At 71.4% G+C, this 14,303-nt stretch carries 11 protein-coding genes and 1 pseudogene; 9 read left to right on the top strand and 3 right to left on the bottom strand.

Features of this window, described 5'->3' with window-relative positions; genetic code table 11:
• The first annotated feature begins 167 nt into the window (after nt 1-167).
• The 6 genes and pseudogenes from IE267_RS21170 (at nt 168) to IE267_RS21195 (ending at nt 7,236) form a co-directional block, all read left to right on the top strand.
• Entirely contained in the window at nt 168-2,285 is a 2,118-nt protein-coding gene (locus tag IE267_RS21170; RefSeq protein WP_167152832.1) for a DNA gyrase/topoisomerase IV subunit B, read from the top strand.
• Nucleotides 2,286-2,500: 215 nt separating this feature from the next.
• Nucleotides 2,501-3,016: a DUF1453 family protein gene (locus IE267_RS21175; protein ID WP_161257492.1), complete on the top strand. Its 516-nt coding sequence runs from the start codon at nt 2,501-2,503 to the stop codon at nt 3,014-3,016.
• Nucleotides 3,013-4,203 (top strand): sensor histidine kinase, encoded by a 1,191-nt coding sequence (locus tag IE267_RS21180; protein WP_189764261.1) that lies wholly within the window; start codon nt 3,013-3,015, stop codon nt 4,201-4,203. The genes IE267_RS21175 and IE267_RS21180 overlap by 4 nt, the downstream gene beginning before the upstream one ends.
• Nucleotides 4,200-4,910, top strand: coding sequence for a response regulator transcription factor (locus IE267_RS21185; RefSeq protein WP_167152830.1), 711 nt, complete (start codon nt 4,200-4,202; stop codon nt 4,908-4,910). Before IE267_RS21180 ends, IE267_RS21185 begins: the two co-directional genes overlap by 4 nt.
• 119 nt (nt 4,911-5,029) lie before the next feature.
• Nucleotides 5,030-5,480: pseudogene (locus tag IE267_RS21190) on the top strand (DUF485 domain-containing protein); the annotation flags it as partial.
• A gap of 160 nt (nt 5,481-5,640) precedes the next feature.
• Nucleotides 5,641-7,236, top strand: a complete 1,596-nt coding sequence (locus tag IE267_RS21195; RefSeq protein ID WP_189764472.1) for a monocarboxylic acid transporter — start codon at nt 5,641-5,643, stop codon at nt 7,234-7,236.
• 759 nt (nt 7,237-7,995) lie between these two features.
• On the opposite strand, the gene IE267_RS21200 is transcribed toward IE267_RS21195, so the two are convergent.
• A complete protein-coding gene (locus IE267_RS21200) occupies nt 7,996-8,679 on the bottom strand; it encodes a response regulator (RefSeq protein WP_161257448.1) in 684 nt (227 codons plus the stop codon).
• 163 nt (nt 8,680-8,842) lie between these two features.
• Between IE267_RS21200 and IE267_RS21205 the strand changes: the two genes are divergently transcribed.
• From IE267_RS21205 to IE267_RS21215, 3 genes are all read left to right on the top strand, one after another.
• Entirely contained in the window at nt 8,843-9,658 is an 816-nt protein-coding gene (locus IE267_RS21205; RefSeq protein WP_189764262.1) for an ABC transporter ATP-binding protein, read from the top strand.
• Nucleotides 9,648-10,508 (top strand): ABC transporter permease, encoded by an 861-nt coding sequence (locus IE267_RS21210; RefSeq protein WP_167152828.1) that lies wholly within the window; start codon nt 9,648-9,650, stop codon nt 10,506-10,508. The genes IE267_RS21205 and IE267_RS21210 overlap by 11 nt, the downstream gene beginning before the upstream one ends.
• Nucleotides 10,509-10,705: 197 nt before the next feature.
• A complete protein-coding gene (locus tag IE267_RS21215; RefSeq protein WP_189764473.1) occupies nt 10,706-11,698 on the top strand; it encodes an ABC transporter substrate-binding protein in 993 nt (330 codons plus the stop codon).
• A 114-nt stretch (nt 11,699-11,812) separates the two neighbouring features.
• On the opposite strand, the gene IE267_RS21220 is transcribed toward IE267_RS21215, so the two are convergent.
• Nucleotides 11,813-12,490: a response regulator gene (locus tag IE267_RS21220; protein ID WP_167156107.1), complete on the bottom strand. Its 678-nt coding sequence runs from the start codon at nt 12,488-12,490 to the stop codon at nt 11,813-11,815.
• A gap of 56 nt (nt 12,491-12,546) precedes the next feature.
• Nucleotides 12,547-14,268, bottom strand: coding sequence for a sensor histidine kinase (locus IE267_RS21225; protein WP_189764263.1), 1,722 nt, complete (start codon nt 14,266-14,268; stop codon nt 12,547-12,549).
• Nucleotides 14,269-14,303: the final 35 nt, after the last annotated feature.

The raw sequence follows: 14,303 nt of genomic DNA on the forward strand, positions 1-14,303 counted from the left end.
TCACCCCAACGAGGGATCGAACATGTTTGCGACGCTGGACTAGCATGAGGATTCGCGAGGGTTGCGTGACAACGGCTCTACCAGGCCTCGGTACCCTCTGACCGGCGACCGACGCCGGCCCCTTACCCATCGGGGGCGCAATTGAAATTCAGCGAGGAGCGAACTGCGTGACCGCCGAGACGTCCGTTCCGTCCACTGCGCTGCTGAGCGGGGCAGACCGCGACGGCTCCAACTACACCGCTCGGCATCTGCTCGTACTCGAAGGCCTCGAAGCCGTCCGCAAGCGGCCCGGCATGTACATCGGGTCCACGGACAGCCGCGGCCTGATGCACTGCCTCTGGGAGATCATCGACAACTCCGTCGACGAGGCCCTGGGCGGCCATTGCGACCACATCGAGGTGATCCTGCACGACGACGCCTCCGTCGAGGTGCGGGACAACGGCCGGGGCATCCCCGTCGACGTCGAGCCCAAGACCGGGCTCTCGGGCGTCGAGGTCGTCATGACCAAGCTCCACGCCGGCGGAAAGTTCGGCGGCGGCTCCTACGCAGCCTCCGGCGGCCTGCACGGCGTGGGCGCCTCCGTGGTCAACGCGCTCTCGGCCCGCCTGGACGTCGAGGTCGACCGGGGGACCACCCACGCGATCAGCTTCCGGCGCGGCGTCCCCGGCATCTTCACCGAGCAGGGGCCCGACGCGCCCTTCGACCCGGGCAACGGGCTGCTCAAGGGCAAGCGCGTCCCCAAGGGCCGCACCGGCACCCGCATCCGGTACTGGGCGGACCGCCAGATCTTCCTGAAGGACGCGAAGCTGTCGCTGGACACGCTGTACCAGCGGGCGCGGCAGACGGCGTTCCTGGTGCCGGGTCTGACGATCGTGGTCCGGGACGAGCGGGGACTCGACGGAGAGGGAAAGACGGAGGAGACGTTCCGGTTCGACGGCGGGATCAGCGAGTTCTGCGAGTACCTGGCGCAGGACAAGGCCGTCAACGACGTCCTGCGGCTGTCCGGCTCGGGGACCTTCAAGGAGACCGTCCCGGTCCTGGACGACCGCGGTCACATGACACCGACGGAGGTCACCCGTGAGCTGGGCGTGGACATCGCGCTGCGCTGGGGCACCGGCTACGACACGAACCTGAAGTCGTTCGTGAACATCATCGCCACGCCCAAGGGCGGCACCCACGTCTCCGGGTTCGAGCGGTCGGTGACCAAGACCGTGAACGAGGTGCTGCGGTCGGTGAAGATGCTGCGGGTCGCCGAGGACGACGTCGTCAAGGACGACGCCCTCGAAGGCCTCACCGCGGTCGTCACGGTGCGGCTGGCGGAGCCGCAGTTCGAGGGCCAGACCAAGGAGGTCCTGGGTACCTCGGCCGCCAACCGGATCGTCGCGAACGTCGTCGCCAAGGAGCTGAAGGCGTTCCTGACCTCGACGAAGCGGGACGACAAGCAGCAGGCCCGGGCCGTGATGGAGAAGATCGTCGCCGCCGCGCGGACGCGGATCGCGGCCCGTCAGCACAAGGAGGCGCAGCGCCGTAAGACGGCCCTGGAGTCCTCCTCGCTGCCGGCGAAGCTGGCGGACTGCCGCAGTGACGACGTGGAGCGCAGTGAGCTGTTCATCGTCGAGGGCGACTCGGCGCTGGGGACGGCGAAGCTGGCCCGCAATTCGGAGTTCCAGGCGCTGCTGCCGATCCGGGGGAAGATCCTCAACGTTCAGAAGGCGTCGGTCTCCGACATGCTGAAGAACGCGGAGTGCGGGGCGATCATCCAGGTCATAGGAGCCGGGTCGGGCCGTACCTTCGACATCGACGCCGCCCGCTACGGCAAGATCGTCCTGCTGGTGGACGCCGATGTGGACGGGGCGCACATCCGGATCCTGCTGCTGACGCTGTTCCAGCGCTACATGCGGCCGATGGTGGAGGCGGGCCGGGTGTTCGCCGCGGTGCCGCCGCTGCACCGCATCGAGCTGGTCCAGCCGAAGAAGGGCCAGGACAAGTACGTGTACACGTACTCGGACAACGAGCTGCGCAGCACCCTGCTGGAGTTCCAGCGCAAGAACGTCCGCTACAAGGACACCATCCAGCGCTACAAGGGCCTGGGTGAGATGGACGCCGACCAGCTCGCCGAGACCACCATGGACCCCCGCTTCCGCACCCTGCGACGGATCAACATCGGGGACCTGGAAGCCTCCGAGCAGGTCTTCGACCTCCTCATGGGCAACGAAGTCGCGCCCCGCAAGGAGTTCATCACCAGCTCCGCCGCCACCCTGGACCGCTCACGCATCGACGCCTGAGACCGGTCCCCCAGGGCCTGACGAGCGCCGGTCCGCGGAGCTCCCGCGGACCGGCGCTCGCCGTCTCCACCCACGGGTGGAGAGCAAACCTCCACCCGCGATCCACCCCTGGCCCGATGCGTCTGACCAGGTCGTTTCCGTAGCGTCGTAGATGTACGGAGGAGCCGGACCCCGGCTTCTCGTCCGTTTCGTCTTCTCGTCCTCCGGAGGCTTCGATGTCCGCGCTCAACGTGCTGGTGGCAGTCGCGGTGGTGGCGCTGATCCTGGTCCGCCAGTTCAAGCCGCAGCAGCTCGGAGGCTCCGGCCGCAAGTGGTGGGTGGTGCCCGCCGTTCTGGCGTTCTTCGCCGTGAAGGACGGCGGGCTCATCGACCAGCACCACCAGGCCGGGTCCGTCACCCTGCTCGGCGCCGAGCTCGTCACCGGTGTGCTCATGGGCGTCGGCTGGGCCTGGACGTCGCGGATATGGACCGAGCCCGACGGCACGGTGTGGTCCCGCGGCACCAAGGCGACCGCCGGGATCTGGGTCCTCGGCATAGCCCTGCGGGTCGGACTCGCCGCCCTCGGCGCCCTGGCCGGGATCCACATGGGCACCGGCGCCATCCTGCTGGCGCTCGCCGCCTCCCTGATCGTCCGCGGCGGCATCCTGATGTGGCGGGCCCAGCCGGCCCTCGCGTCGTACGGTACTGCTGCCGCAAGCCCCGCCCCGCAGGTGTGGAAGGACCGCGTGTGACCCTGGAGACCTGGCTCGGCTGGCCTTCGCGGGAAGCACTTGCCCGCGAAGGCCTCACGCGTGCCAGACGCAATCTCGCCCGGGCCATCCGGGCCGTGGTGTTCACCGCCCTGCTCTGGTCCACGCTCACCGAAGAGCACGCGCCGGGAGGCTGGGCGTGGGTGGGCGGCATCGCTCTCGTCCTCGGCTGCGCCCTGCTGGGCCGGGCGTTCTTCCGCTTCACCTACGACCACCGGCTCTGGCCCTCGTTGGCCGCGCTGGTGCTGGTCATGGGCGGCGCGGCCGGGGCCAGGGCGGCGGGCTGGCCGGTGCTCGCCCTGGTCATGTTCTGCGGCTGCGCGGTGACCGCCCTGGGACGGCTGCCGCTGGGAGCCGCCGTCCCCTGCACCGCGGTGGCCCTCGCGGCGTACTCCCTTGTCAACAACGACAATTGGCTGACCACCGTGGTGACCGTGGCCGGGCTCGGGCTCGCCGGATATGTGCTGCGCCTCGACGCGGAGGCCCGCGGCAGCGCCCAGCGGCTCCTCGCCCAGGAGCGGGCGGCGCGGGCCGCCGAGGCGGAGTCGGCCGCGCTCGGCGAGCGGGCCAGGATCGCCCGCGAGATCCATGACGTACTGGCCCACAGCCTCTCGGCGCAGCTGGTGCACCTGGAGGCGGCGCGGCTGCTGATCGAGCGGGAGCCTCCCGGGGAGTTCCGGGAGAAGATCCTCGAACGGGTGGTGGCCGCCCGGGGCATGGCGCGCGAGGGGCTCGCCGAGACGCGCCAGGCGCTGTCCGCGCTGCGCGGCGAGATGACCCCGGTGGAGGACTTCCTGCAGGCACTGATCGAGGGAGCCGGCGTCGGCTCCGGTTTCGCCCAGGGCACCGGCGTTCAGGTCGCGGGCGAGCGCAGGGCGCTGCCCGCGGAGGCCTCGCAGGCCGTGCGCAGGGTGGCTCAGGAGGCCCTGACCAATGTGCGCAAGCACGCGCCGGGTGCGGCCGTCGCCGTGCGTCTTGAGTACCTGCCCGATGAAGTCGCCCTGGAAGTACGGGACTCGGGCGGGCGCAAGCGGGCGGGGGAGCTCGCTGTCAGTGGCTGCGGTTACGGTCTTCTGGGGATGAGGGAGCGCGCCGAACTGCTCGGCGGCACCCTGGAGGCCGGGCCGGATGAGGAGGGCTTCGTGGTGAGACTGAGGGTGCCCGCATGAGCGGGAACGGGCCCGAGGCAGGGGCGGGGGCACGGGGGACGATCAAGGTGGTCGTGGCCGACGACCAGTCCGTGGTGCGCGAGGGCATCGTGATGCTGCTCGGGCTGCTCCCCGGCATCGAGGTCATCGGCTCGGCGCGGGACGGCGAGGAGGCGGTCGCCCTCACCGGCCGGCTGGCACCGGACATCGTCCTGATGGACCTGCGCATGCCGCGCTGCGACGGCGTCGAGGCGACCCGCCGCATCCGCGCCGAGCATCCCGGCACCGAGGTGGTGATCCTGACGACGTACGCCGACGACGACTCGCTCTTCCCCGCCCTGCAGGCCGGGGCGCGGGGCTATCTGACCAAGGACGCCGGGGGAGACGAGATCGTCAAGTCGATACAGGACGTGCTGGCCGGGCAGGCGGGCCTCGCCCCCTCCGTCCAGCGCCGCCTCCTGGAGCGCGTGACGGCGCCGCCGCCCGCCCCCGCCGCGCCGGCCGAGCTGCCCGACGGGCTCACCACGCGCGAGGGCGAGGTGCTCGGGCTCGTCGCGGAGGGGATGTCCAACTCCGAGATCTCCCACGCCCTGCACATCTCGACGGCCACGGTGAAGACGCACATCAACAACATCTTCGGCAAGACGGGCATGCGCGACCGCGCCCAGGCCGTGCGCTACGCCTACCGGCACGGACTGTCCCGGCCGCCGGGCAGTTCCCACCCCTGATGAGGGATCTTCGTCACCTAATGGGGTGAAGTGGGCGGCATACGGAGGCTCAGGGCCTCCCGCTCTGCCCATCCTTGGGCACGCGGCCGAACGGGGCCGTGGGCAAGGAGAGTTGTTCGGTGGAGAAGCAGGAGGGGCGTGATCCCGCGGCGGCGCGGATCGACGACCCCTGGTACGACGCCCTGGCCTCCGGCTGGGGCGAACTGGACGGTGAGCCGGCGTCCGCGACCGTGCCCGCCCAGCAGCGCGCGGACGGGGGAGAACGCCTCAGCCCGGCGGAGATCTACCTCGAAGTGCACCGCAGCGCGGCCTTCCAGGAGGTGCGACGCCGCTACCGCCGGTTCGTCGTCCCGGCCACGGCCGCCTTCTTCGCCTGGTACCTCGCCTATGTGATCACCGCGGTGAGCGCCCCCGGTCTCATGTCGCGGCCGGTGGCCGGTGCGGTGAACGTGGCGATGGTCGCCGGGCTGGCGCAGTTCCTGTCCACCTTCCTGCTGACCTGGGCGTACGCCCGCCACGCACGGCTGCGCCGGGACCGGGCCGCGCTGGAGTTGCGCTGGGTGGTGTTCGAGCAGAACCAGCAGAACCAGAACGGGCGCACCGCCCCGCCCGGCCCCGGCGTCAACGGCAGCCGGCCCGCTCGGGGCGACCAGCACGCGCGTCGGCCCGAACCGGGTCGTGGGGCCCGGCGCAACGACGGACAGGGAACGACACGGGGAGCCCACAGGTGATCGTCGGCGGGGACCATCAGACTCTGGCGCTGCTGCTGTTCAGCGCGTTCGTGGCGGCCACGCTCGCCATCACCACCTGGGTGAGCCGCAACCGGCACGGCTCTGCCGAGGAGTTCTACACCGGGGGGCGGCTCTTCTCCCCCCTGGAAAATGGTTTTGCCATCGCGGGCGACTACATGTCGGCCGCCTCCTTCCTCGGTATCTCCGGGCTGATCGCGCTGTTCGGCTACGACGGGATGCTGTACTCGGTCGGGTTCCTCGTCGCCTGGCTCGTCGTGCTGTTCCTGGTCGCCGAACTGGTCCGCAACTGCGGCAAGTTCACGCTCGCCGACGTGGTCGCGGCCCGGATGAGCGAGCGCCCGGTGCGGATCGCCGCGGGAACTTCCTCGGTCACCGTGTCCGTTCTCTATCTGGTGGCGCAGATGGTCGGCGCGGGCAGCCTGGTCGCCCTCCTGCTCGGCGGCACCAGCGACGCCGCGCGGAACTGGACGGTCATCGGGGTCGGCGCCCTGATGGTGGTCTATGTGTCGCTCGGCGGGATGCGGGCCACCACCTGGATCCAGATCGTGAAGGCCGTCCTGCTCATGGCCGGCACGATCACCCTCACCGTGCTGGTGCTGCTGCGCTTCCACGGCAACATCGACGCGCTGCTCGACTCGGCGGCCGACCACAGCGGCCACGGAAGGGAGTTCCTCGCCCCCGGCCTCAAGTACGGCGGTGACTGGACGGCGCGGTTCGACTTCATCAGCCTGGGCCTGGCCCTGGTTCTGGGTACGGCCGGGCTGCCGCACATCCTGTCGCGCTTCTACACCGTTCCGACCGCGCGGGCGGCCCGCCGCTCGGTCGTCTGGTCCATCGGACTCATCGGCGGCTTCTACCTGATGACGATCGTGCTCGGCTTCGGCGCGGCCGCGCTGGTCGGCTCGGCCGAGGTCAAGGCGTCGAACCCGGCGGGCAACACGGCCGTCGCGCTGCTCGCCTACGACCTGGGAGGCGGAGCGGGGTCCACCGGCGGGACGGTCCTCTTCGCCGTGGTCGCCGCCGTCGCCTTCGCGACCATCCTCGCCGTGGTCGCGGGCATCACCCTGGCGTCCTCGGCGTCCGTGGCCCACGACCTGTACGCCTCGCTCCGGCGCCGGCACGCGAAGCAGCGCAGCGAGGTGGCGGTGGCCCGGGTCGCCTCGGTGGGGATCGGGGCAGTGGCCATCGGCCTCGGTCTGCTCGCCCGGGACCTCAACGTGGCGTTCCTGGTGGGCCTGGCCTTCGCGGTGGCCGCCTCGGCGAACCTGCCGGTGCTGCTCTACTCCCTGTTCTGGGGGAACTTCACCACGCGCGGGGCCGTGTGGTCCGTGTACGGAGGCCTGGTCCCGGCGCTGTTCCTGGTCCTGGTCTCGCCGGTCGTCTCCGGCAGCCCCGAATCGCTGTTCCCCGGCGTGGACTTCCAGTTCTTCCCGCTGCAGAACCCGGGCCTCGTCTCCATCCCGCTGGGTTTCCTCGCGGGCTGGCTCGGCACGGTGACGTCGCGTGAGGTGCCGGATGAGGTGGGGTATGCGGAGGCGGAGGTGCGGGCCCTGACGGGTGCGGGGGCTGTCTAGGCCCCCTGCGCCCCGACCCCCCGGGGCTCCGCCCCGGCCCCGCGGGGTTTGCCCTCCGGCCCGCCCGTGACTCGGGGTTGGTTGGGTTCCGGCTCCCTGGGGCTGCGCCCCAGACCCCGGGGGGTTTGCCCTCCCTCCCGCCCGTGCGGCGGGTTGTATCGGCTGAGCCCTGGGGCTGCGCCCCAGACCCCTGCGGGGGCTCTGCCCCCTGCACCCCCGTTCGCGCCTGAACGGCGCTCGTCCTCAAACGCCGGACAGGCTGAAGGTGCCCCAGCACCGGTATGGCCAGGGGCGCGGGGAACTGCGCGACCAGCCACCCACGGTCCGCAGCCGAGAAGGGTTTTGGGGGCGCGGGGAACTGCGCGATCAGCCGCCCACGGCGGGCGGACGAGGGCGCTTTCGGGGGGCGCGGGGAACTATGCGCATGGCGCCCACGGTCCTCACCCTCAAGGGGAGTTGGGAGGCGAGCCCCCACAGGGGGTTGGAGGTGCAGGCCCCTCCACACGGGGCCAGGGGGTTGGAGGTGCAGGCCCCCAAACGGGGCCAGGGGCCAGGGGGTTGGAGGTGCAGGCCCCTCCACACGGGGCCAGGGGGTTGGAGGTGCAGGCCCCCAAACGGGGCCAGGGGCCAGGGGGTTGGAGGTGCAGGCCCCCAAACGGGGCCAGGGGCACAGGCCCTCGCACGGGCTGCCTGGGGTGCAGGGCACGGCGGCCGGTTGGGGATGCAGGGTGGCGTGGCGCGGGACCAGGGGTGGGGGCCTCACACCGCCCAGGCGTATCGGTGTTCGGGGCGGCCCGTTTCGCCGTAGCGGAGGGTCAGGCACAAGCGGCCCGACTGTTCGAGGAGGCGCAGATAGCGCTGGGCCGTCGAGCGGCTCAGGCCGGTGCGGTCGGCGACCTCGTGGGCCGACAGCGGATGATCCGCGGAGTGCAGCACCTCGCGGATCAGCTCGGCCGTCGGTACCGAGTGACGGCTCGGCAAGCCGGTGCGCAGGGCCGCGAAGATCCGGTCGACCTGATCCTGGTCCTGGGCCGCGCACGGCCCGTCGCCGGCGCCGGTGGCCCGGTCCACCGTGCGCCGCAGCGTCGCATACGAGTCGAGCTTGGCCCGCAGCCCCGCGAAGCTGAACGGCTTGACCAGGTAGTGCAGTGCGCCGTGACGCATCGCGGCCTGGACGGTCGCCACATCGCTCGCGGACGTCACCATGATCACGTCACTGCGGTGGCCCCGCTCCCGCATCCGGCGCACCAGGCTGAGCCCGGTCTCGTCGGGCAGGAAGTGGTCGAGCAGCACCAGGTCGATCCGCCGGCGCTCCAGCGCGGCCAGTGCCTGGGCGGCACTGTGCGCACGCGCCACGACACGGAATCCGGGAACCTTCCCGACGTACGCCGCGTTGATCTCGGCGACACGGAAGTCGTCGTCCACGACCAGGACGTCGATCAAGGCGCTCTCCTCACTTCCCCCGCAGGCGGGGCGGCTGCTCCCCGGCGGGACCCCGCAGTTGTATCGCGCGCAAAACGAGCACAACAGGGGTCAGCGCGCAGAAGTGTGTCCAGCGCACACAAGGCTGACGCACCGGCGCGGGCCGCACCTACGGTCCCGCTCCATGAACACTGACACCAGCCCCGCCATCGAGCTGAGGGGCGCCGGCAAGGCGTTCCGTACGCCGTCGGGGGCGCTGCACACCGCCGTACGCGACCTTGATCTGACCGTCGGGCAGGGCGAGTTCGTGGCCGTCGTCGGCCCCACCGGCTGCGGGAAGTCCACCACGCTGACCCTGGTGAGCGGCCTGGACGAGCCCACCGAGGGCGAGGTGCTGGTGGCCGGGGAGCCGGTCGAGGGCATCGGCGACCAGGTGGGTTTCGTCTTCCAGCAGGACGCCGTCTTCCCCTGGCGCACCGTGCTGTCCAACGTCATGGCGGGCCCGCGCTTTCGCGGCGTACCGAAGGCCGAGGCGAAGGAGGCGGCCCGGGCCTGGCTGTCCCGGGTCGGCCTCTCGGCCTTCGAGGACCGCTATCCGCACCAGCTCTCCGGCGGTCAGCGCAAGCGGGTCGCACTCGCCGCGACCTTCGTCAACGACCCCCGGATCCTGCTGATGGACGAGCCGTTCTCGGCGCTCGACGTGCAGACCAGGGCCCTCATGTCGGACGAGCTCCTCGATCTGTGGTCCGGCACCGGGGCGTCCGTCGTGTTCGTCACGCACGACCTGGAGGAGTCCATCGCGCTGGCCGACCGGGTCGTCGTGATGACCGCGGGACCCGCCACCGTGAAGCGGATCTTCGACATCGACCTGCCGCGGCCGCGCAAGGTCGAATCGGTCCGCCTGGAGCCGCGGTTCGTCGAGATCTACCGCGAGATCTGGGAATCGCTCGGCGAAGAGGTCCGCATCACCCGGGAGCGGGGTGCCGCCGATGTCGCCTGACACCGCCGCCGCGGTCGTGGTCAAGGCCGGAACCCGCACCCAGGAGCGCGCCCGGGCCGCCCGCAACCGCCGGTACCTCGTGCAGGGCAGCCGGGTGCTGCTGCTCGCCCTGGTCGTCGCGCTCTGGGAGATCCTGGCCCGCGCCGAGGTCATCGATCCGTTCAACTTCTCGATGCCGTCCGCCATTTGGGACCAGATCCGGGAGTGGGCCGTGCACGGCACGGCACAGGGCCCGCTCTGGGAACAGGTCTGGTACACCCTCTACGAGGCGCTGCTCGGCTGGGTCCTGGGGGTGACGGCGGGCGTCGTCCTCGGCATCACGCTGGGCCGCATCCGCTTCCTCGCCGATGTCCTCGGCCCGTACATCAAGGTGCTCAACGCGATACCGCGCATCGTCCTGGCACCCATCTTCCTGATCTGGTTCGGACTCGGCCCGGCCTCGAAGGTCGCCTCCGCCGTCGTCCTCGTCTTCTTCCCGGTCTTCTTCAACGCCTTCCAGGGAGCCCGAGAGGTCGACCGGAACCTGGTGAACAACGCCCGCATCCTGGGCGCGAGCAACCGCCGGGTCACGCTTCAGGTGGTCGTTCCCTCGGCGACCTCCTGGATCTTCACCAGCCTCCACGTCAGCTTCGGCTTCGCGCTCATCGGCGCGATCGTCGGCGAGTACATCGGGGCGACCCGGGGGCTCGGCCTGCTGGTGGCGGCCTCGCAGGGGACGTTCAACGCGGCCGGGGTGTACGCGGCGATGGCGATCCTCGCGGTCGTCGCCCTCTGCACCGAGGGGCTGCTCACCTTCGCCGAACGCCGGTTGTTCCGCTGGCGCCCCGCCGAGCCGGGCGCCGAGCGCTGACCCCGCCTCCACCCCGTTTTCCGTACGCCACCCACGATCACAGGGACGTGATGATCATGCCAAGCAGCCCCGCCACCCCGCCGAGCGCCTCCAACTCGCCCACCGCGCAAGCCCGTTCGCGACGCAGCCTCGCCGTGCACGGCCTGCGCAACGCGCCGTCGGCCGTCGTGGCGGGCGGGCTCTGCGTCGCGCTCCTGATGACGCTGTCCGGATGCGGCGGCGACTCCGCGTCGGACGCCAAGAGCGCGTCCGGCGAGGCCACGGTGAAGGTGATGGTGGGCGGCCTCGACAAGGTCATCTATCTGCCCGCGATGCTGACCCAGCAGCTCGGCTACTTCAAGGCCGAGGGCCTGAAGGTGGAGCTGCTCACCGAACCGGCCGGCGTGCAGGCCGAGACCGCCCTGATCTCGGGCGACGTCCAGGGTGCCGTCGGCTTCTACGACCACACCCTCGATCTCCAGGTCAAGGGGAAGAAGGTGGAGTCGGTGGTGCAGTTCTCGCACGCGCCGGGCGAGGTGGAGGTCGTCTCCAACCAGGCCGCGGGCAGCATCGCCTCGCCCAAGGACTTCAAGGGCAAGAAGCTCGGTGTCACCGGTCTCGGCTCTTCCACGGACTTCCTCACCAAGTACCTCGCGGTGCGGGACGGCGTGAAGACGAGTGAGTTCACGCCGGTCGCGGTGGGGGCGGGGCAGACGTTCATCGCCGCGCTGAAACAGGGCTCCATCCAGGGCGGCATGACCACCGATCCGACGGTCGCCACCCTCGTGGACCAGAAGCTGGGCAAGGTCCTGATCGACATGCGGACGCCCGAGGGCTCGCAGGCGGCCCTCGGTGGCCCGTACCCGTCGTCGAGCCTGTACATGAACGCGGACTGGGTCCAGAGTCACCGGCAGACGGTCCAGAAACTGGTCAACGCCCTGGTGAAGACGCTGCGTTGGATGTCGGCACACAGCGCGGAGGAGATCGCGGCGAAGATGCCCGCCGACTACGCGCAGGGCGGCAAGGCCCTCTACGCCCAGTCGATCAAGAGCACGCTGCCGATGTTCACCAAGGACGGCGTCATGCCCGCGAACGGCCCGGAAACGGTCGAGAAGGTGCTCAAGGCGTTCAACCCCAACCTCAAGTCCGCCAAGGTCGATCTGTCGCAGACCTACACGACGGAGTTCGTGAAGAAGGCCCCGCAGAGCTGAGCCGCCGGTCCGCCCGATTCCCCGCTCCGCACGCGCTCACGCTCCGCACGCGCTCATGAACCGCTCGGGCGCGTGAACCGCTCGGGCGCGTGAACCGCCCGGGCGCCGCCCCGCCTAGAGCGACGCCGCCCACGCATAGCGGTGCTCCGGCCGGCCCGTCTCGCCGTAGCGCAGTCCCAGGCGTACGCGGCCGGCCCGCTCCAGGAGTTTCAGATAGCGCTGGGCGGTCTGACGGCTCACCCCGGCCCGCTCCGCGATCTCCTGGGCCGACAGCGGACCGTCGGCCTCCTTCAGGACCCGGCGCAACAGGTCGGCCGTGGTGGGGGAGTGGCCCTTGGGGAGGTCGGGTTCGGCGGGTACGGAAAGCGCGCCGAAGATGCGGTCCACCTCCGCCTGTTCGGCCTCGCCGCCGCCGTCCAGGGTGCGGCGCAGCACCGCGTACGCCTCCAACTTGGTCCGCAGGCCGGCGAAGTTGAACGGCTTCACCAGGTACTGGAGGGCGCCCTGGCGCATCGCCGCCTGCACCGTGGCGATGTCCCGGGCCGCCGTCACCATGATCACGTCGGTCTGGTGGCCGAGCCTGCGCAGCTCCCGTACGAAGGCCAGTCCGTTCTCGTCGGGCAGGTAGTGGTCGAGGAGCACCAGGTCCACCGGGCGCTCGGCGATCCGGGCGAGCGCCTCCGCGGCCGAATGCGCCTGGGCGACCACCCGGAATCCGGGAACCTTCCGGGTGTAGGCGGCATTGATGTCGGCGACCCGGGGGTCGTCGTCCACGACCAGGACGTCGATCATCGCGTTCTCGGCCGTCGCGTTCCCGGTCATCGGATTCCCGGTCGTCCGACCCTCGGTCATCGTCTCTCCTCCTCGACCGGCTGCCGAGCCGGACCCGGTGCCTCGTCCACTGTCGGCCCCGGCGCCTCGCCCGGTGCCGAGCCCGACACCTCGCCCAGCGCCTCGCTCAGCGCGTCCGGCAGCACCACGGTGAACTCCGCGCCGCCCTCGGGACTCGTCCCGACCCGCGCGCTGCCGCCCATCCGGTCCGCGAAGCGGCCGACCAGGGCGAGGCCCAGGCCGCGCTTGCCGTATGCGGGCGGCTCCTTCGTCGTCCAGCCCTCGGTGAAGACCAGCTCGCGCCGGGCGGCCGGGATGCCGGGGCCGTTGTCGCGGACCCGGACGACGACGGTTCGTCCCCGGGCGCTCAGCTCGACCTCGACCGCCGCGCCGGGCGCCCCGGCCGTTGCGTCGAGCGCGTTGTCGAGGAGGTTTCCGGTTACCGTGACCAGGCCGCGCGGGTCGACGAGCCGGTCGGGCAGGCCGGTGGCCGGGGACAGGCTCAGGGCGACCCCGCGTTCGGCCGCGACGGTGGCCTTGCCGACCAGGACCGCCGCCAGCAGCGGGTCCCTGACCTTCTCGGTGACCTGCTCGGCCGTCGCCCGGTGCACCCCCACGACCTCGGTGATGAACTCGACGGCCTCCTCGTGCAGCTCCAGTTCGAGCAGCCCGAGCAGGGTGTGCAGCCGGTTGGCGTGCTCGTGGTCCTGGGCGCGCAGCGCGTCGATCAGACCGCGCGTCGAGTCCAACTCACGCCCCAGGCGCTCCAGTTCGGTGCGGTCGCGCAGGGTGGCGACGGCGCCCCCGTCCTCGGTCGGCATCCGGTTGGCGACCAGGACCCGGTGACCGCGCACGGTCAGCAGGTCGGTGCCCTCGACCCGGCCCGCCAGCACGTCGGTCGTACGGCCCGCGCCGAGCACCTCGTCCAGGGCCCGGCCGCGGGCCTCGGGGCCGACGCCGAGCAGACGCATCGCCTCGTCGTTGAGCAGTCTGATCCGGCCGTCACGATCGAGCGCCACCACGCCCTCGCGGATGGAGTGCAGCATCGCCTCGCGTTCGGCGAGCAGCCCCGAGATGTCGGAGAACGCCAGGTCACGGGTCTGTCTGTGGATGCGGCGCGCGATCAGGTACGCGGCGAGTGCGCCGACCGCGAGGGCGCCGCCCGCGTAGGCGAGCAGGCCCGGGATCGCGTTCAGGAGCCTGGCCCGGACGCTGTCGTACTCGATGCCCACCGAGACGGCGCCCACGATCGTGCCGTCGGCCCGCCGCAGCGGGACCTTGCCCCGGGCCGAGCGGCCCAGGGTGCCGCTGTCGATCTCCATGACCTCGTGGCCCGCGATGGCGTCGGACGGGTCGGTCGAGACGGGACGGCCGATCTCCGCGGTCTCGGGGTGGGACCAGCGCACCCCGTGGGTGTCCATGACCACCACGTACTCGGCGTGGGTCGCCTGCCGGATGCGCTCCGCATCCCGCTGCACCGGCCCCGTGGGGGAGGGACGCGAGGCGAGGAGGTCGTCGGCGATCCGCGGCTGGGCGGCGGTCGACGCCGCGATGGCGAGGGCGCGACGCATGGCCTGGTCGTCGAGCTGGGCGCCGAGCGGGGCGAGGAAAAGACCGGTCGCGAGCACGGCGACCCCGGCGGCGATGGCCAGCTGCATCAGCAGCACCTGCGAGAACACCCGCCGGGGCCAGCCGAGGCGCAGCCGGCGCGCGGCCCTCCTGGGCGGTGGGGCGGTCATGGACAGGCACGTTAGACGGCCCGGGTCGCATCCCG

This window comes from Streptomyces xanthochromogenes (assembly GCF_014650455.1).
GTDB classification, from domain to species: Bacteria; Actinomycetota; Actinomycetes; order Streptomycetales; family Streptomycetaceae; genus Streptomyces; species Streptomyces xanthochromogenes.